The 19,141-nt window shown below is 58.3% G+C and carries 19 protein-coding genes; 6 read left to right on the top strand and 13 right to left on the bottom strand.

Annotated elements, in window-relative coordinates; genetic code table 11:
• From QE435_RS03955 to QE435_RS04010, 12 genes are all read right to left on the bottom strand, one after another.
• Window positions 1-2,139, bottom strand: coding sequence for a sodium-translocating pyrophosphatase (locus QE435_RS03955; protein WP_349040327.1), 2,139 nt, complete (start codon window positions 2,137-2,139; stop codon window positions 1-3).
• A gap of 204 nt (window positions 2,140-2,343) precedes the next feature.
• A complete protein-coding gene (locus QE435_RS03960; protein ID WP_349040328.1) occupies window positions 2,344-3,564 on the bottom strand; it encodes an MFS transporter in 1,221 nt (406 codons plus the stop codon).
• Window positions 3,565-3,661: 97 nt separating this feature from the next.
• Entirely contained in the window at window positions 3,662-4,159 is a 498-nt protein-coding gene (nusB, locus tag QE435_RS03965; protein WP_062423518.1) for a transcription antitermination factor NusB, read from the bottom strand.
• A 4-nt stretch (window positions 4,160-4,163) separates the two neighbouring features.
• On the bottom strand, window positions 4,164-4,610 hold the full coding sequence (gene ribH, locus QE435_RS03970) for a 6,7-dimethyl-8-ribityllumazine synthase (protein ID WP_349040329.1): 447 nt from the start codon (window positions 4,608-4,610) through the stop codon (window positions 4,164-4,166).
• Between the two features lie 136 nt (window positions 4,611-4,746).
• A complete protein-coding gene (locus tag QE435_RS03975) occupies window positions 4,747-5,382 on the bottom strand; it encodes a LysE family translocator (RefSeq protein WP_349040330.1) in 636 nt (211 codons plus the stop codon).
• Window positions 5,383-5,440: 58 nt separating this feature from the next.
• A complete protein-coding gene (locus QE435_RS03980) occupies window positions 5,441-6,052 on the bottom strand; it encodes a riboflavin synthase (RefSeq protein ID WP_309769662.1) in 612 nt (203 codons plus the stop codon).
• Window positions 6,052-7,143: a bifunctional diaminohydroxyphosphoribosylaminopyrimidine deaminase/5-amino-6-(5-phosphoribosylamino)uracil reductase RibD gene (ribD, locus tag QE435_RS03985; RefSeq protein WP_349040331.1), complete on the bottom strand. Its 1,092-nt coding sequence runs from the start codon at window positions 7,141-7,143 to the stop codon at window positions 6,052-6,054. Before ribD ends, QE435_RS03980 begins: the two co-directional genes overlap by 1 nt.
• A gap of 4 nt (window positions 7,144-7,147) precedes the next feature.
• Window positions 7,148-7,627, bottom strand: a complete 480-nt coding sequence (nrdR, locus tag QE435_RS03990; RefSeq protein WP_062423522.1) for a transcriptional regulator NrdR — start codon at window positions 7,625-7,627, stop codon at window positions 7,148-7,150.
• Between the two features lie 12 nt (window positions 7,628-7,639).
• Window positions 7,640-8,929: a serine hydroxymethyltransferase gene (gene glyA, locus QE435_RS03995; protein ID WP_349040332.1), complete on the bottom strand. Its 1,290-nt coding sequence runs from the start codon at window positions 8,927-8,929 to the stop codon at window positions 7,640-7,642.
• A gap of 185 nt (window positions 8,930-9,114) precedes the next feature.
• Complete coding sequence (locus tag QE435_RS04000) at window positions 9,115-10,446, bottom strand: murein L,D-transpeptidase (protein ID WP_349040333.1); 1,332 nt, start codon at window positions 10,444-10,446, stop codon at window positions 9,115-9,117.
• 306 nt (window positions 10,447-10,752) lie between these two features.
• Window positions 10,753-11,262 (bottom strand): winged helix DNA-binding protein, encoded by a 510-nt coding sequence (locus tag QE435_RS04005; RefSeq protein ID WP_186330162.1) that lies wholly within the window; start codon window positions 11,260-11,262, stop codon window positions 10,753-10,755.
• 233 nt (window positions 11,263-11,495) lie between these two features.
• Window positions 11,496-11,933 carry a DUF6163 family protein gene (locus QE435_RS04010; protein WP_309769665.1) on the bottom strand — a complete coding sequence of 146 codons (438 nt, stop codon included), beginning with the start codon at window positions 11,931-11,933 and terminating at the stop codon, window positions 11,496-11,498.
• A 334-nt stretch (window positions 11,934-12,267) separates the two neighbouring features.
• Between QE435_RS04010 and hemB the strand changes: the two genes are divergently transcribed.
• The 5 genes from hemB (at window position 12,268) to QE435_RS04035 (ending at window position 15,373) form a co-directional block, all read left to right on the top strand.
• Window positions 12,268-13,281: a porphobilinogen synthase gene (gene hemB, locus QE435_RS04015; protein ID WP_306928874.1), complete on the top strand. Its 1,014-nt coding sequence runs from the start codon at window positions 12,268-12,270 to the stop codon at window positions 13,279-13,281.
• A gap of 65 nt (window positions 13,282-13,346) precedes the next feature.
• On the top strand, window positions 13,347-13,805 hold the full coding sequence (locus QE435_RS04020) for an RDD family protein (RefSeq protein ID WP_306928875.1): 459 nt from the start codon (window positions 13,347-13,349) through the stop codon (window positions 13,803-13,805).
• Between the two features lie 136 nt (window positions 13,806-13,941).
• Entirely contained in the window at window positions 13,942-14,700 is a 759-nt protein-coding gene (locus tag QE435_RS04025; protein ID WP_349040334.1) for an arginyltransferase, read from the top strand.
• Window positions 14,701-14,759: 59 nt separating this feature from the next.
• Window positions 14,760-14,981, top strand: coding sequence for an AbrB/MazE/SpoVT family DNA-binding domain-containing protein (locus QE435_RS04030; protein ID WP_306928877.1), 222 nt, complete (start codon window positions 14,760-14,762; stop codon window positions 14,979-14,981).
• On the top strand, window positions 14,978-15,373 hold the full coding sequence (locus QE435_RS04035) for a type II toxin-antitoxin system death-on-curing family toxin (RefSeq protein ID WP_306928878.1): 396 nt from the start codon (window positions 14,978-14,980) through the stop codon (window positions 15,371-15,373). The genes QE435_RS04030 and QE435_RS04035 overlap by 4 nt, the downstream gene beginning before the upstream one ends.
• A 44-nt stretch (window positions 15,374-15,417) precedes the next feature.
• On the opposite strand, the gene parC is transcribed toward QE435_RS04035, so the two are convergent.
• Complete coding sequence (parC, locus tag QE435_RS04040; protein WP_349040335.1) at window positions 15,418-17,673, bottom strand: DNA topoisomerase IV subunit A; 2,256 nt, start codon at window positions 17,671-17,673, stop codon at window positions 15,418-15,420.
• A gap of 222 nt (window positions 17,674-17,895) precedes the next feature.
• On the opposite strand from parC, the gene QE435_RS04045 reads away from it, so the two are divergent.
• Window positions 17,896-19,086, top strand: a complete 1,191-nt coding sequence (locus QE435_RS04045) for a hypothetical protein (protein ID WP_349040336.1) — start codon at window positions 17,896-17,898, stop codon at window positions 19,084-19,086.
• The last annotated feature ends 55 nt before the right edge of the window (window positions 19,087-19,141 follow it).

Consider the following 19,141-nt stretch of genomic DNA (forward strand, 5'->3'; position numbering starts at 1 on the left):
TCAACCTGCCAGGATCGCCAAGAGCAAAAGTGCCACGATATTGGTGATCTTGATGGCCGGATTGACCGCAGGACCTGCTGTATCCTTGTAAGGGTCACCCACCGTATCGCCGGTCACCGAGGCCTTATGAGCGTCCGAGCCTTTGACATGGCGCACGCCATCCTTGTCGACAAAGCCGTCTTCGAAGCTCTTCTTGGCATTATCCCAGGCACCACCGCCCGAGGTCATGGAGATCGCAACGAAGAGGCCGTTGATGATGACGCCGAGCAGCGAGGCGCCGAGGGCTGCGAAGGCGGACGCCTTGGAGCCGGAAATCAGCAGCACGCCGAAATAGACGACGATCGGCGCCAGTACCGGCAGGAGTGACGGGATGACCATTTCGCGGATGGCGGCCTTGGTCAGCAGGTCCACGGCCTTGCCGTAATCCGGCTTCTCCGTACCCTGCATGATGCCGGGCTTTTCGCGGAACTGGCGACGAACCTCTTCCACGATGGAGCCCGCCGCCTTGCCGACAGCCGTCATGGCGATACCGCCGAAGAGATAGGGGATGAGACCGCCGAAGATCAGGCCTGCCACCACGTAAGGGTTGGAAAGGCTGAAGGAGATCTCGCCGACATCCTGAAAGTAAGGATAGGTGGCGCCATTGGCCGCGAAGTAGGAGAGGTCATTGGCATAAGCGGCAAAGAGTACCAGCGCGCCAAGACCGGCGGAGCCGATGGCATAGCCCTTGGTTACGGCCTTTGTGGTGTTGCCGACGGCATCCAGCGCATCGGTAGCTTTTCGCACATCCGAATCGAGACCCGCCATTTCGGCAATGCCGCCGGCATTGTCCGTCACCGGGCCAAAGGCATCGAGCGCGACGATCATGCCGGCAAGACCGAGCATGGCGGTAACCGCAATGCCCGTACCGAAGAGGCCCGCCAACTGGTATGTGGAGATGATGCCCCCAACGATGACGATGGCGGGCAGTGCTGTCGATTCAAGCGAGACCGCAAGCCCCTGGATGACGTTGGTGCCGTGGCCGGTGACCGACGCTTGAGCGATGGAGTTGACCGGGCGCTTGTTGGTGCCGGTGTAGTATTCGGTGATGACGACGATCAGTGCCGTCACTAGAAGGCCGAGAAGGCCGCAGAAGAACAGGTTGGTGCCGGTGATGTCCATTCCGGCAACGGTTCCGATAGAACCCCAGCCGATGGTGAGCGAGGTTGCGACCGCAAGCCCGGCGATTGAGAAGATGCCGGTGGCGATCAGGCCCTTATAGAGCGCGCCCATAATTGAGTTGTTGGTACCGAGTTTGACGAAGAAGGTCCCGGCAATCGATGTCAGGATGCAGACGCCGCAGATGGCGAGCGGATAGAGCATGGCGTTTTCCAGCACCGGCGCGCCGGCAAAGAAGATCGCCGCCAGAACCATCGTCGCCACGACGGAGACCGCATAGGTTTCGAAAAGGTCGGCGGCCATGCCTGCGCAGTCGCCGACATTATCGCCGACATTGTCGGCAATGGTAGCCGGGTTGCGCGGATCGTCTTCCGGAATACCGGCCTCGACCTTGCCGACAAGGTCACCGCCGACATCCGCACCCTTGGTGAAGATGCCGCCGCCAAGACGGGCGAAGATGGAGATCAGCGATGCCCCAAAGCCAAGCGAGACCAGCGCGTCGATCACGTCGCGCGAGCCGGTTGGGTGGCCGAGCACCGAGGTCAGGATGAAATAATAGATGGAGACGCCGAGTAGCGCCAGGCCAGCAACAAGCATGCCGGTGATGGCGCCGGACTTGAAGGCGATATCGAGACCGGCTGCGAGGCTATGGGATGCGGCTTGCGCCGTGCGAAGATTGGCTCGTACCGACACATGCATGCCGACGAAACCGGCAGCACCGGACAGAACGGCGCCAACGACGAAACCGACTGCGGCTTCTGGAGAGAGAAGCATCCACGCAGCGATCGTAACGATGATACCGACGATTGCGATGGTCAGATATTGACGGGCGAGATAGGCCTGAGCTCCCTCGCGAATATAGCCTGCTATTTCACGCATGCGCTCGTTGCCTTGATCGGCATCCAGAACGCTTTTCGTTGCCCAAATCGCATAAGCGATCGAAAGGACACCGCATAAAATTACCAATGCAATGACGGTCATTCGCACTTACCTCCCGTTGTGCCGGTTCGTCACATCTCCCCGGCGGGCGAAACCACATGCGGGGCGTGAGGCGCTGCACGCCTTACACCAGGATGAGCCATTTGTTCCCCTCCCCGGGAAGAATGGCTTGCAGTGGCAAGATTGCGTCGCGATGACGCGTCGCGTCAAGCCCGAAGATCATGCACTGATGCGTATGGTTCTGATTCAGACGGCTTTTTGCGCCCGGCTGAAAATCAATGTCAGCACGAGGATGAGGCAAAGACCGGCGACAGGCCAGATAACGAGGTTCATCACCGACCAGCCCCAGGCGGTAAAAACTTGGCCCGAGGAGAAGGACGACAGCGCGACCGTGCCGAAAAGAACGATATCGTGAAAACCCTGCACCTTGTCAGCCTCATGCGGCCGGTAGCTGGAGGACACGATCGCAGTTGCGCCAATGAATCCGAAGTTCCACCCTGCCCCAAGCAGGATCAGCGCCAGCCAGAAGTTCCAGAGTTCCACACCCATATGCGCGACAATGGCGCAGGCCATGAGAATGACGAGACCGGCCGCGACCACCTTCTCCGCGCTGAAGCGGGTGATCAGGACACCGGTGAAAAAGCTCGGGCCGAACATGGCGAGCACGTGCCACTGGATGCCAAGCGTGGCCAACTCGCTGGGAAAACCGCAGCCGATGACCATGGCAAGCGGCGCACCGGTCATCATGAAGGTCATCAGAGCATAGGAGCCGATGCCGCAGATCATACCAGTGATGAAGCGGCGCGTGGCGATGATTTCGAGGAGAGGCCGCGCCGGGGCGCTCGCAACCGTCTGCTTCAACTCCGGTAGCTTCAGAGAGCAAAGGATCCCAGCGGCTAGAAGGCCGAGTGGAACAAGAGCAATGAATGTGCCTGCAAAGGTGACCGGCGCAAAGACATCCTTCCCGAAAATGGCAAGCTGGGGACCGACGACGGCAGAGACAACGCCGCCCGCCAAGATCCAAGAAATAGCCTTGGGCTTGTAGAAAGATGGCGAGGCATCGGCTGCCGCGAAACGGATCTTCTGGGTAAAGCCGCCGGAAAGACCGATCAGCATCAAGCCGAGCGCGAAGAGCCAGAAGTCCGTGCGAAAGAGTGCCACGGCCGCCAGAGCGCCGCCGGTGGAACACAGGAGCGCTCCGAGAATGAAGCCGGCTTTGCGCCCGAGAAAACGCGCGGCGAATGCAACCGCCACCGCGCCAAGGGCAACACCGATGTTGAAGCCGGTAAGCGGCGCTGTCGCCAGGGATTTGTCGGCTCCAAGGAGTTGGTAACCCGCAAGCGCACCCACCGAGAAACTCAACGGTCCGGCAGAACCGAGAATGGCCTGTGCAAGGGTGAGGAGGAAAACGTTGCGCTTGGCCTCAGACAATTGGCCTTCCAGGCCCGCAACCGATACCGCGCTCATCTTATCCCCACCTTCCCAATCGGAGTATGTCCCGCAAAGACTATAACGCGGCTTGCTGGCCAGCCTTGCGGGAAATCAAAAAGTGAGGGCGTGAAACTTACCGCTTGGTCTCGCCGCGAACCTGCTTTGCGATACGATCGAGAACCGCATTGACGAGCTTCGGCTCGTCATTTTCGAAGAACGCGCGGGCGATCTCGACATATTCGGTGACGATCACGGCAACCGGGACGTCCTTGCGCTCGAGGATTTCGAAGGCGCCGGCACGTAATATGGCGCGAACCGTCGTATCGAGACGCGAAAGCGGCCAATCTTCCTGAAGTGCCGACCGCACCAGCGGGTCGATCTTCGTCTGGTCGCGTACAACGCCTGAAACGATCGAGCGGAACCAGGACGGGTCGGCCTTCAGATAGGTCTCGCCATCCACTTCCTTGCCGAGGCGGTGCGCCTCATATTCGGCAACCACTTCCATGACGCCGGTACCGCCGACATCCATCTGGTAGAGGGCCTGCACGGCAGCAAGGCGCGCAGCGCCACGCTGGTTTACGGGCTTGATGGAGGGTTGACGCGGTTCTGCGCCGTTTTCGACACTCGTCATCCGATCAACCACCCAGCTTCTTTTTCAATTCGATCATGGTCAGCGCGGCACGAGCGGCAAAACCGCCCTTATCCTTGTCGGAGCGACGAACGCGTGCCCAGGCCTGTTCGTCGTTTTCGACGGTCAGAATGCCGTTGCCGATCGCCAGCGACTCGCTGACCGTCAGATCCATGATGGCGCGCGACGATTCGCTCGCAACGATATCGAAGTGATAGGTCTCACCACGAATGACCATGCCGAGCGCAACGAAGCCATCATATTCCGTGCCGCCATTGTCTGCGCCATCAAGCGCCATCGCGATGGCTGCGGGAATCTCCAGCGCGCCTGGAACGGTAATTATGTCATAGGTGGCGCCAGCCTCTTCGAGCGCGAACTTTGCGCCATCGAGCAAGGCATCGGCCATATCGTCATAAAAGCGTGCTTCCACGATGAGAAGATGAGGCTGGGACATGGGAGTTTCCTGAAAATCTGCGCCGGATGATACCGGCTTTTGGCGCGGTCAAACCATGGCTGGCTGCACTTGGCAAGCATTTTTAATGCAATGCTGCCGCGTGCGCCCCGCCGCGACCCCGAATTCTCTGCGCCGATCAGCTTCTCTGCCAAGCAAGATGAAGGCCGAGCCCCATCAAAATCGCGCCGGCTCCGCGCCGGGCAACCGTTTGCGCGAAAGCAGACCGCTTCAACCGCCCGGCCGCAAGCCCCGCAACCAGAACGACGACGAAATCCGCCGAAGTAAAGATGATGTTGACGGCAACGCCGAGGATCAGAAACTGAAGCCAGATCGGAAATGCCGCGGCCGGATCGACGAATTGCGGCAGGAAGGCGAGGAAGAAGAGCGCCGTCTTCGGGTTCAGAACTTCAACGACAATGCTATCGATGAAAGCACGCTTTGCGGATTTCCGGGCAATCGTGAAGCTGCCGCTTGTTTCGCCGTTGATCCTGGCTCTGAGCATGGAGAACCCAAGCCAGATAAGATAGCAAGCGCCACCAAACTTCACCGCAAGATAAAGCCACGGCACAGCCTGAAACAGAACGGACAATCCCGCAACCGCGGCAACGATATGAACATAGCAGCCGATGTGAATGCCGAGCACTGCGAGTAGGCCCGCATAACGTCCACGCGCCATGGTCTGTGCGATGGTGTAGAGCATCGCAGGCCCCGGTACATAGGCAAAGAGCGCTGTCGTGATCAGGAATGCCGCAAGCAGTTCATAAGATGCCATTGTGAGCTCCGCAGAGTTTGGCGCTCAAGCGACGCCTTCTCCATTTTTAGGAAGCATCCTACTTTGACGGAAATTCCGCAAGCCGTGCCGCATAGCGGGCCATGGTATCGACTTCGAAATTGACAAAATCACCAGGCTTGCGATCGCCCCAGGTGGTGACGGCCAGTGTGTGGCGGATCAACAGCACATCGAAGTCTGGACCGTCGACGGCGTTCACCGTCAGCGAGGTGCCATCCAGCGCAACCGAACCTTTGGGCGCGACGAATTTCGCCAGATGCTCCGGCGCGCGCAGGCGGATGCGCACCGCTTCCCCCTCCGGCTCGACGGACAGAATTTCCGCCTTGCCATCGACGTGACCGGAAACGATATGGCCGCCGAGTTCATCGCCGATCTTGAGAGCCCTCTCAAGATTGACGCGCGTTCCCTTCTCCCAAGCGGAGATGGTGGTGAGGCGAAGTGCCTCTTCCCAGGCTTCCACCTCATACCAGCGCTCGTTGCTGCCCTCTTCCGGCAGCCTCGTCACCGTCAGGCAGACGCCGCCATGGGAAATGGACGCGCCCATATCGATGGTCTTCGGATCGTAGTTGGTCGCCACGCGCAGCCGCACGCCCTCGGCCAGCGGATGAAGCTCGGAAACAGTTCCAACATCGGTGACGATACCGGTAAACATCAAAGCGACCTTTCATAATCGAAACAGCGGTCAGCACCATAGACGGTCTCACCGACCAGGGAATAGGTGTCAGGCATATCGGCGCGTTTGATCGGTGTTTCAATACCGTTGGCGCCGATTAGGACCGGGCTTTCAAACAGCAGGATGCGATCCACCAAGCCCGCGTCGAGAAAAGCCTTCGCAGCAACCGCCCCGCCTTCGACGAGAAGCTCCGACAGTCCTCGCGCGCCGAGTATGAGCAGCAGATCTTCGAGATTTTTGGCGCTTAGCACTTCAGCACCTGCCGATGCCAGCCGAGCGCGTCTTTCCGCAAGGTCGCGCTCCTCTGCGCCACTGGGCATCTCCACGACGACAAGCGGGACATCGCGCGCGGTCTTCACCAGCTTCGAGTTGGTCGGCAACTCCAACCGTCGGTCGAGCACGAAACGAATGGGCGAATGCTGCTCCATTCCCGATATGCGGACATTGAGTTCTGGATCATCCGCAATCGCTGTGCCGATACCCACGAGAATGCCGTCGCAGCGGGCGCGCAATTCATGCACGGCACGGCGCGCTTCGGCTCCCGTAATCGCAACCTGACCGGCACCCTTACGACCGATCATGCCGTCGGCAGAGACCGCAAGTTTCAGGATCACGTGGGGCCGCCTCTTTATCTTGCGCGTGAGATAGGCGGCCAGCGCGCGTTCGCCTTCCCGGCGCAACACACCCGTCTGGACCTCGATCCCCGCATCGCGCAAGACCTGATAGCCCCGGCCCGAGACACGCTCATCGGGATCGTCCACCGCAACGACAACACGGGCGACACCATGATGCGCGAGTGCGTTGGCGCAAGGAGGGGTTTTTCCCCAATGGGCGCAGGGCTCGAGCGTCACATAGGCGGTCGCACCACGCGCCGCTTCACCTGCAAGGTCGAGCGCATTGCGTTCCGCGTGCGGCCTGCCGCCAATCGAGGTGACGGCTTCGGCGACGATCACGCCATCCTTGACGAGAACGCATCCGACGGATGGGTTAGTATCGGTGAAGCCAGTATTCCGACGCGAAACTTCGATGGCGCGCGCCATGAATCTTTCGTCTTCGGCCCGCGGAGCCACTGTATCAGGTCCCGGAATCTGTATCGCGGGCGATCTTGGCGTTGATTTCCGCGATGACGTTTTCGAAATCTTCCGCATGGGAGAAATCACGATAGACCGAGGCGTAGCGCACAAAAGCCACATCATCGAGGCTCTTCAATGCTTCCAACACCTGCAGGCCGATTTCTTCCGAGGCAATTTCCGTTTCGCCTGAGCTTTCGAGCCGGCGCACGATACCGGACACCGCGCGCTCGATGCGATCGCGATCGACCGGGCGCTTGCGAAGCGCGATCTCGAAAGATCGCACCAGCTTCTCGCGATCGAATGCCAACTTGCGGCCGCTCTTCTTGATCACCATCAACTCGCGCAACTGCACGCGTTCATAGGTGGTGAAGCGACCGCCGCAATCCGGGCAGATGCGCCGCCGGCGGATGGAGGTGTTATCCTCCGCCGGACGTGAGTCCTTGACCTGAGTGTCTTCAGAACCGCAGAAAGGGCAGCGCATCCTGTTGCCTTCTTACATGTAAGGATACATCGGGAAGCGATCGGTCAGAGCGACGACCTTCTCGCGTACCGTTGCTTCCACAGAGGCATTGCCTTCATCGGAATTGGCAACCTTCAGACCGTCCAGAACTTCGACGATCAGCTTGCCGATCTCACGGAATTCGGCTTCCTTGAAGCCGCGCGTCGTGCCGGCTGGTGTGCCGAGGCGAATACCGGAGGTGACGAAAGGCTTTTCCGGATCGAAAGGAATACCGTTCTTGTTGCAGGTGATATAGGCACGACCGAGTGCTGCTTCCGCGCGCTTGCCGGTGGCGTTCTTCTTGCGAAGGTCGACCAGCATCAGGTGGTTATCCGTGCCGCCGGAAACGACATCGACGCCGCCGTCTATGAGCGTTTCGGAGAGAGCCTTGGCGTTCTTGACGATCTGGGCTGCGTAGTCCTTGAATTCCGGCTTCAGCGCTTCACCGAAGGCAACAGCCTTGGCGGCGATGACGTGCATCAGAGGACCGCCCTGAAGACCAGGGAAGACGGCGGAGTTGAACTTCTTCGCAAGATCTTCGTCATTGGTCAGGATCATGCCGCCACGTGGACCACGCAGAGACTTGTGCGTGGTGGTGGTTGCCACATGCGCATGCGGGAACGGCGAGGGATGCTGGCCACCGGCAACCAGGCCTGCAATGTGCGCCATATCGACCATGAGGTAGGCACCGACTTCGTCGGCGATCTCGCGGAAGCGCTTCCAGTCCCAGACGCGGGAATAGGCTGTACCGCCAGCGAGAATGAGCTTCGGCTTGGTTTCCTTGGCCTTGCGCTCCACTTCGTCCATGTCGAGCAGGTTATCGCCTTCACGAACGCCGTAGGAGACAACGTTGAACCACTTGCCGGACATGTTGACCGGCGAGCCGTGGGTCAAGTGACCTCCCGAGTTCAGGTCGAGGCCCATGAAAGTGTCGCCCGGCTGCAAGAGTGCCAGGAACACGGCCTGGTTCATCTGCGAACCGGAATTTGGCTGAACGTTGGCAAAGTTGACGCCGAACAACTTCTTGGCGCGCTCGATGGCAAGCTCTTCAGCAATATCGACGAACTGGCAGCCGCCATAATAGCGCTTGCCCGGATAGCCTTCGGCATATTTGTTGGTCATGATCGAGCCCTGGGCTTCGAGCACGGCGCGGGACACGATGTTTTCCGAGGCAATCAGCTCGATCTCGTGACGCTGGCGACCCAGCTCCTTCTCGATCGCGCCAAAGATATCCGGATCGATTTCGGCAAGCGGCTTGGAGAAGAAGGCATCTGTGTTCGACATGATGAAGGCTCCTGAAACAGTAATGCGATGGCGTCTTAGCGCCCCACCCGTATAAGAGCAATAAGCGCAGCGAGATTTGACCGTCAAACTGCGACGTCCGGCGTAAAAAATGCAAAATGCGCGACATGAACAAAGAAAAAGCCGCGTCCGGTGGGCGCGGCTTTTCTAGTCTGTCTGAACGGCAATCAGTTGCGCGGCAACAGATCCTCGCCGATGGAGCCGGAAGGCTGCTCCTGCGTGTTCGTCGTGTTCAGCGCCAATTCGGCATTGCCGTCATTGCCGTAGATGTCGTCGCGGAACTGCACGACGCCATCCTTTGCCGACCATGCGGTGACGTAGACGAAGTAGACCGGGATTTCGGTTGCGAGCTTGATCGGCGTGTTGACGCGACTTGCAATGACGCGCTCGATTTCCTGACGCGACCAGCCGGGCGTGTCGCGCAGCATCCAGGTCGTCAGGTCGCGTACATTCTGCACGCGCACGCAGCCGGAGGATTCAAAGCGCATCAGCTTGTTGAACAGGCCCTGCTGAGGCGTGTCATGCATGTATTCGTTGTTCGGGTTGTGGAAGTTGATCTTGGTCGAGGACATGGCGTTGTTTTTGCCAGGGTCCTGACGGAACATCAGGTTTGGCGCCTTGGGGGCAAACCAGTCCACGGTCTGTGGCGACACTTCCTGGCCACGGCCATCCAGCAGGCGGATGTTGTTGCGCTCCAGATAGGTCGGGTCCTTCTGCATCAGCGGAACGATGTCCTTCTCGACGATCGAGCGCGGCGCGGTCCAGTACGGGTTGAGGATGATCTCGTAGATCTTCGAGTTGATGATGTGCGTCGGGCGGCTGGCGCGACCGACAACAGCCGTATTGCGCAGAACCACGCGGTTGTTTTCCACCGCCTCAATCGAGGCTGCCGGAATGTTCACCATCACATGGCGCTGGCCGAGATCGCCCGCCATCGTCTGGATGCGGATGAGGTTGGTCTGCAACTGCGCCATGCGCAGCTGCGCCGACACGTTCAGCGCCTTCAGCGTATATTCGCCGATCACGCCATCTGCCGGAAGGCCGTGACGCGCCTGGAAGCGCTTGAGCGCACCATCGACGTAGGAATCGAAAGCGCTGGAAATGCCGGCTTCACGCGGAAGATCGCCCGAAATCATCAGACGCTGACGAAGCGCCTGGACGGAAGGATCGTTGACGCCGATCTGCAGACGCTGCTGGCTAGGTGGCACTTCCGGCCAGCCACCATTGGAGACGATCTGCTGATACTGCGTGATCGCCTGCTGCATATAGGCCGGAGCTTCAGGACCGAGAACGGGATTGTTGGAAACCACGCCAACAGCCGAGCGCGAGGAGTTCGCATCGAACTGATCGTCCCAATTGCCGCGGCGCGACGATCCGATCAGATCGTTGAACGCATCCTGCGCCAGCGCGGGTGCGGCAAGCGCGACAGCGCCGAGCGAAACGGCCGAGCGCAACATGGCGCGGCGAGAGAGCAATTCGGGCACGGATTTCTTAGTCATTCTACCTACCAGCCATTTCGTCAGGCAACCTTATGGATGCCTAGAACAACATGATTAACAAACGTTTTCGGACGCCTGCCGGCAGGAAATACTTCATGCGAAATCAAAACTGACGCATCATGCGATGATAGAAGAGACCGCCGGCTCCCTCGCTTTGGCGGTCCCATACCAATATGGCCAATTCGTGTCACCTTGACACTGCTCACGAAGCTGTGTCACCCGCTCTTTTCGGCCTGACCCGCACAAAAATGCAACAAGCCGGACGCGTTTCCGCATCCGGCTTTGCAAAATTCGGTGGCGCTCTCCTTAGAGGCGATATGCGATGCTGTCGTTCCAGAAACGGTCGAGGCGTTGCAGCAGCTTGTTCATTTCGGCGAATTCGCCGGTGCCGATGCCGCCAACCTTTTCGATCGAGCCGATGTGGCGCTCATAGAGGCGGGCGACGGTTTCGGCAATGTCCTGGCCCTTGTCGGTCAGAGAAATGCGAACCGAGCGGCGGTCGATGCGCGAGCGCTGGTGGTTGATGAAGCCGAGGTCGACCAGCTTCTTGACGTTGTAGGACACGTTGGAGCCGAGATAGTAGCCACGCGAGCGAAGCTCGCCGGCGGTCAGTTCGGAGGTGCCGATGTTGAAGAGCAGGAGCGCCTGGACGGCGTTGACGTCATCGCGACCCTGACGGTCGAACTCGTCCTTGATAACATCGAGAAGGCGGCGGTGCAGGCGTTCGACGAGATGGAGAGACTCCATGTAGAGCGAACGGATGGCTTCTTCCTGTACGTCGGTTACAACTGCCTGTGGCTTTGCTTTGCTATTGATCATGACTGCCTCACTGTTTTGTTTGGCGGTGTTGATTTTGTTTCCCGCCTTGTGAGCAAACCTAAGCAATGCGCATAAAATTCTACTTAAAATGCATCATTAACGAGTGGTTACCGGATGTCGTCGCCTGTGGACCCAGACGTGATGTGCAGCGGCGCGAAATTGCAGGAATCAAATAAATCAAATACTTAGTCAAAAAATTTTGAGAAAATCGGGCCGCAAGAGCTTTATTATTATGGTGAATCAATTCTTGCGCGCTCGTCATTTTGGCGCGCATCCAGCCAGAAAGCGACCTGGAATAGTATATAAACAGTTGCCACGATGCAGTGCATGACGGGCACAAGCGTGTTGCTCCCGAAGATATTGGGCCATACCTTGTACATGGCGATCTGTGCGCCAGCGCCGATGACCCAGATCACCGCGCCCCATGAAGCGCCCAACCACAATCCCAGGGCTGCGACCGGAAAGACGACCGCCAAGCCGGTGCCGGCAACGCGCCAGGGAAGATTGAGCATATCGAAGCGGGCATGGCCGCTCAGCGTGTAGCCCGTCAGCATGGCCCAGTACTGCAGCCCGAACCAGAAACACGACGCTGCCACCAGTCTGAGAAAGACATAGTACAGGATTTCCGTCAGGGGCAGCTTCGGTTGCGGTGGAGAATCAGGTTCCATGGGGCGAAGATACGTTTCTGGCGTGGCTCCTGCCAATGGATAATTGCGAGAGGTCACAGCCCTCATGAGCGACAGCTACCGCGGGGCTCCTTTTACGGCGCTCAAACGCCAGGGCACCGCGCGCTGTACGCGTCGAAGGCGCAAAGGATTTTCGAACTGGCTGTGGGTCAGAGCGTCGCATTCGCATCATGCTTGCCTTATGTTATGCCATCATCACACTCTGGCGCCCTATCGAAGCCGCGTTTACCCGTAGCTTCCAACATTCAGACGGAAACACCATAAGAGAGCATGGGTGATGGACCAGTGCCATCGGACAGGCTCTGAAGGAAAACACATGACCGACAAGACTCATCTGGTAGATCACATTACCGGCCACCGACGCATGCGGCGCATCCGCAAAGCCGACTGGACGCGCAGGCTCGTGCGCGAAAACCAGTTGACGGTTGATGATCTGATATGGCCGGTCTTCGTCGTCCCCGGTACGAATATCGTCGATCCCATCCCATCGATGCCCGGCGTCAATCGCATGAGCGTCGACAAGCTGGTCGAAGCAGCCAGGGAAGCTGCCGATCTCGGCATTCCCGCCATTGCGACATTCCCCAATATTGAGATGGAACTGCGAGATGAGACGGGATCCCAGGTACTGGAAGCCAACAACCTGATCAACCAGGCGACGGCGGCGATCAAGAAGGCGGTCCCCAATATTGGTGTGATCACCGATGTGGCGCTCGACCCCTTTACCAGCCACGGGCATGACGGGATCCTGCGTGGCGACGATATCGTCAATGATGAAACGGTCGATCAGGTGGTGAGGGCTGCCGTAATGCAGGCGGATGCGGGCGCGGACATCATCGCCCCTTCCGAAATGATGGACGGCCGGATCGGCGCGATCCGCCGCGGGCTAGATGCGGCGGGCCACCAAGGCGTCGGCATCATGGCCTATGCGACAAAATTCTCCTCTGGTTTCTACGGACCCTACCGCGAGGCAATTTCCACCAGCGGGCTACTGAAGGGCGACAAGAACAGCTATTACATCAGTCCCGCCAATGGCACCGAGGCAATGCGGGATGCCGCTCTCGACGTTGAAGAAGGCGCCGACATGCTGATGGTGAAACCAGGCCTTCCCTATCTCGACATCTGTTGGCGGCTGAAGGATGCTTTCGGTCTTCCGACCTTCGCCTATCAGGTCTCCGGCGAGTATGCGCAGATCAAGGCGGCTGCTATGAATGGCTGGATCGATGGCGACAGGGTGATGATGGAGACCTTGCTCTGCTTCAAGCGGGCGGGGTGCGATGGCATCCTGACTTATTTCGCCGTCGAGGTGGCGAAAAAGCTCGCAAAGGGCTGAGCGAGGCGGTCATTGTATTTGCGGTGGTCCACACCATATCTTTTCTCGAAAAGGAGAAACCGCCAATGAGCTTCAACCCGAACCCGACCTACGTTCCGACCGAAGACTGGCGCGCCTATGAAGGCGTGCTGAGCCGTCGTGTCGTGGCGTTCATCATCGACTATGTGATGGTGCTTCTGCTGTGCATTCCGGCAGCCGTGATCGTGTTCTTTCTCGGCATCCTGACGCTCGGCTTTGGCTTCATGCTCTTCCCTGCGCTGTTCTTCATCGTCGCCATCCTTTATTTCGGCATGACGCTCGGAAGCGCGGCGCAAGCCACACCCGGCATGCGCGTGGTGGGCATTCAAATGGCGCGCCTCGATGGTGGCCGAATCGACTTCCTGATTTCGACCGCTCATATCGCGCTCTTCTGGATTATCAATTCGATCCTGACGCCGTTCATCCTGCTGGCAGGTCTGTTCACCGAGCGCTCCAGACTGGTCCACGACTTCCTTCTGGGAACAGTGACGATCAGAACCCGGTAAAAATTCAGAGCAAAAAGCGATGAAGCCGCTCCGGCGGCTTCAATTTTATTGACAGGTCTCTTCGAGAGTTGACGTTTCCCACCTTTTTGTCATTCTGACACAGAAGGTTGGCTTGCGAAGGGAGCGATTGGGTTCGATGAACACGCAGACGACGCCTTCGCCGCAATTCTATCTCACCGCGCCGGCCACTTGCCCCTATCTTCCGAACCAGTTGGAACGGAAGGTTTTCACGCATCTGGTGGGTCCTCGCGCGCCCGAGATGAACGATCTGCTGACCCAGGGCGGGTTTCGTCGCTCTCAAAACATCGCCTATCGCCCTGCCTGCGAGAATTGCCGCGCCTGCGTCTCCGTCAGGATCCTGGCCGATGCCTTCACGCCGACGAAGTCGATGCGGCGTGTATTGGCGACCAATAGTGATCTCGTGGCAACGGTCCACCGGGCCGAACCATCCACCGAGCAATTCTCGCTCTTTCGCCGCTACCTCGATCATCGTCATACATCAGGCGGCATGTCGGATATGTCGGCACTCGATTACGCGGTGATGGTGGAAGACACCCATGTCAACACGCGCATCATCGAGTACCGAAAGCGAGAACCGGGTGCGGGTATCGATGACAGCAAGCGCGGAGAACTGATCGCCGTCGCGCTCACAGACCTGATGAGCGATGGCCTCTCCATGGTCTATTCCTTCTTCAATCCCGAACTTGAGAAGCGCTCGCTCGGCACCTTTATGATCCTGGATCATATTACCCGCACTCGCACGCTTGGACTGCCCCACGTCTACCTAGGCTACTGGGTCGATGGCTCAGACAAGATGGGATACAAGACGCGTTATCATCCCCAAGAGCATCTGACGCCGCGCGGATGGGAATTGTACACTCCAGACGCAAGCTGACCTGACATTGCCGCATCTCTTCCGCCATGTTATAACAGCGTTATAACGGAGAGTTTGAGATGAATGTGACGGTCCGCAAGATTGGCAATTCGGAAGGTATCATCATTCCGAAAGAAGTTCTGGAAAGCCTCGGAGTAAAGGCAGGCGACGCTATCAGCCTCGAGAAAAAGGAAGGCGAATGGCACATCCGGCCAGCAGACGAGGCCTTTACGCGGCAGTTGGAGCATGCGCGGGTCTTCATGGATAAATATAAGGTTGCTTTGAAGAAGCTGGCAGAATGACAGATTTCGTTTTTCTGGATAGCAAGCTTGTTGAGCAACTGCATCAAATGCAGATCGAGCATTTCGGCGGGAGCCACGGGCTGCGGGATAACGCTTTGCTCGATTCCGCGCTTAACAGGCCCATCAACAAAGCTGCTTACGGATGCAACGACGTATGCGAACTTGCGGCGGCTTACCTGTTTGGCCTCGCGAGGAACCATGCCTTCGTAGATGGCAATAAGAGGATCGCCATTGTGACGACCGGTGTTTTCCTAATGGAAAACGGCCTTATGCTGGAAACGGATGACGCCAAGCTCTATGCGTTTGTCATGGCTGTGGCGGCCGGCGAAATTGACGAAGAAGGGATAACCCGCTTCCTCAAAGACCACGTTATCCCACTGACAAATATCTGATGACATATGCCGTCGCAAAACCGCACACGGATTTGCGACGCACTTTAGCCTCCGAACTTGCCACTGCGCGGAAAGCCTTTCGGAACGCTGCGGCCGACACCGGCGCGATCACCCATCCATTCAAGCAGTTCGTCTCCGACCTTCGAGAAGGAGCGCCCGGCGCTGTCTTCCCATGAAAGACCGGTCGCGATTGCAAAGCATTTCACGTCGGAGACGCCGCCATCCTTGTAGCGCTGCAGGCGTACGCCCTTGCCGCGCGACATTTCCGGCACTTGCGATAGCGGGAAGGCGAGCATCTTACGGTTCTCGCCCACGACAGCAACATGATCGCCTATGACGGGCACCACGAGCTTGGTTTCATCCGGCATGGAGACGTTCATGATCTGCTTGCCCTTGCGGGTATTGGCGACCATTTCCGTTTCAGGAATGATGAAGCCATTGCCGCCGGTCGAGACGATCAGGAGCTTGCGGGATGAGTCGTGGACAAAGGCGGTGAGGATGTCCTGATCGTTCTCCATATCCACCATGATGCGCACCGGCTCGCCGTGACCGCGACCGCCGGGCAGCTTGTCGGCGCCGAGCGTATAGACTTTGCCGCCCGTGGTGACCAGAAGCAGCTTGTCGGTGGTCTGAGCCGGGAAGGCGAGCTTCGGCCCGTCGCCTTCCTTGAAGGTGAGGCTGGACGTATCCGACATATGGCCCTTCAAGGCCCTGATCCAGCCCTTCTGCGAGATGACGACCGTGATCGGTTCCTTCTCGATCATCGCCTGCTGGATGGCCTCGACATCAGCATTCGGCGCATCGGCAAACTGCGTGCGGCGGCGGCCAAGTTCGGTTGCCTTGGCGTATTTCTTCTTGACCTCGCCGATCTCCCAGGACACCGCCTGCCACTGCTTGTCGTCGGATGCCAGGAGGGACTCGATCTCGCCCTTTTCCTTGCTGAGTTCGTCGAATTCCGTACGGATCTCAAACTCTTCCAGCTTGCGCAACGAGCGAAGGCGCATGTTGAGAATGGCTTCGGCCTGGTTGTCGGTCAGCCCGAACCGCGCCATCATCACCGGCTTTGGCTCGTCTTCTTCGCGGATAATGCGGATGATCTCATCGATGTTGAGATAGGCAATCAGCAGGCCGCCGAGAATTTCCAGGCGACGGTCGATTGCCGCCAAGCGGAACTTGGAGCGGCGAACAAGGACTTCCTTGCGGTGCGCCAGCCACTCGGTCAGCACCTCGTTCAGCGCCATCACCTTCGGCACACGGCCAAGCGACAGCACGTTCATATTCAGAGGAATACGGCTTTCCAGATCCGACAGGCGGAAGAGCGATTCCATCAGCAGCGTCGCATCCACAGTGCGGTTCTTCGGCACCAGAACGATGCGAACGTCTTCGGCGGATTCGTCGCGGACGTCTTCCAGAAGCGGCAGCTTGCGGGCAAGCAGCAGCTCGGCGATCTTTTCGATCAGCCGCGACTTCTGGACCTGGAACGGAATTTCGGTGACGACGATTTGATAACCGCCACGGCCGAGATCTTCCGTTTCCCATTTGGCGCGAACGCGAAAACCGCCGCGGCCGGTCCTGTAGGCCTCGAGAATATTCTCGCGGCTTTCGATGATTATCCCGCCCGTCGGCAGATCTGGACCGGGAATGAATTCCAACAGCTTCTCGACGCTCGCATCCGGATGCTTGATCAGATGAAGAGCCGCATCACAGATTTCATGAGCATTGTGCGGCGGGATGGACGTTGCCATGCCAACCGCGATGCCGGAGGACCCGTTAGCCAGAAGGTTCGGAAACGCGCCGGGCATAACCACCGGCTCTTCGTCTTCCTCGTTATAGGTCGGGCGAAAATCAACGGCGTCCTGCTCGATACCTTCCAGCAGCAGAGCCGCGACATCGGTCATACGCGCTTCGGTATAACGATAGGCGGCAGCGCCATCACCATCGATATTGCCGAAGTTGCCCTGGCCGTCCACGATCGGGTAGCGTTGAGAGAAGTCCTGCGCAAGGCGTACCAGCGCATCGTAGACCGACTGGTCGCCATGCGGATGGAACTTACCGATGACGTCACCGACGATACGGGCGCATTTCTTGAACGCAGAATTGGGACGAATCCCCATCTCGCTCATCGCATGAATGATGCGCCGGTGAACCGGCTTCAATCCGTCACGCACATCCGGAAGCGCGCGATGCATGATGGTCGATAGCGCATAGGCAAGGTAGCGCTCTTCGAGCGCCGCCTTCAGATCGACCGGCAGAATGTGATCGTCATCGCCGCCCGATGGCGGAACAAGATTTTTTCCCATGGCGACTGCCTATCGGAAATAGGCGCCTCGGGCAAGAAATCCGGGCTTTATGCGCTGTGGATGACAGGCGTTAAGCCTATATTTCTATGCAATCTTGTTTTTGTGCCGCAATTCAGCCATTCGTTGCGCAGTACCACTTCGGTCAATCGCGCTCGTGCTGAAGATATGAATGCGTGATGCCTATTCTTGTTGCGGACTTCGCATCTTAAGGGAAGAGACAGAATGAGACTTGAAACCACACGGAATTTCCTGTTTGCCAGCGCAGCCGTCTTGGCATTTGCGTCTCCGGCTTTTGCCCTGGATGGCGCCGATGTGCTGAAGAAAATCAATGCTGCCTATCACGTGCAGGGCGCGGAAATCACCGCCAAGTCCATCGCCACCAACGGCGACAATGTCACGCTGTCGGGTGTCGTCATCGGTAACGCAACCGACCCGGCACAGCAGTTTCCCGTTGGCAACGTTACTCTCGAAGGTGTCGAAGAAGACAATGGCGGTTACACCATTGAGAAGATGAGTTTCGAGAACGTCGACTACGCCAAGGAAAAGGTGGCGATCGCCATCGACGATCTTTACATGACCGGCGTCGTGGTTCCAGCCGATGCAACGGCAAATACAGTCGATGCCATACTGTTTTACGACGAGGCACACACAGGCCCAGCCACGGTCAAGATCGATGGCAAGGAAGCGTTCTCCATCGCCGAGAGCAACTCCACGATGACCAAGAGCGAAGATGGCGGCACCATCAGCTTCGATCTTACGGCAGAGGGCTTCAAAGGCGATCTGAGCGGCGTCAAGGATCCGAAGACGAAAGAGGCCATCGACGCGCTTCAGCTGAAATCTCTGAGCGGCGACCTCAACGTCAACGGCTCGTGGGAAATTGCACCCGGCACGATCAATGTCGACGAATACGCGATCGATATCGAGAATGTCGGTCGCCTGGACATGAGCTTCAGCATCTCCGGCTATACGATGGCCTTCATCAAGTCGATGCAGGACGCCGTCAAGGCGCAGGAAGCCAATCCCAACAAGGAACAGGCTGATCAGGCCTTCGGCCTTGCCATACTTGGTCTCATGCAGCAACTGACCTTCAACAACGCCAAGATAAGTTTCGATGATGCCGGCATTACCAAGCGCGGTATCGATTACGCCGCCAAGGAGCAGGGCACGACGAGCCAGCAGCTCTCCCAGATGATCAAGGGCATGGCGCCTATGATGATCGCACAACTCAACATTCCGGAACTGCAGAACGCCGTATCCGCTGCTGTGAACACCTATGTTGACGATCCGAAGAACTTCACGATCTCCGCAGCGCCGGCGAAGCCGGTTCCTTTCCCCATGATCATGGGCGCAGCAATGGGCGCACCGAACACGATCCCGAGCGTTCTGGGGGTCACCGTCACCGCCAACGAATAGTCTCTTCGACAAGCCCCGGATCAATCGTCCGGGGCTTTTTTCTGCCAAGCGGCTG

The organism is Agrobacterium sp. SORGH_AS 787, from assembly GCF_030819035.1.
GTDB lineage: Bacteria > Pseudomonadota > Alphaproteobacteria > Rhizobiales > Rhizobiaceae > Agrobacterium > Agrobacterium larrymoorei_B.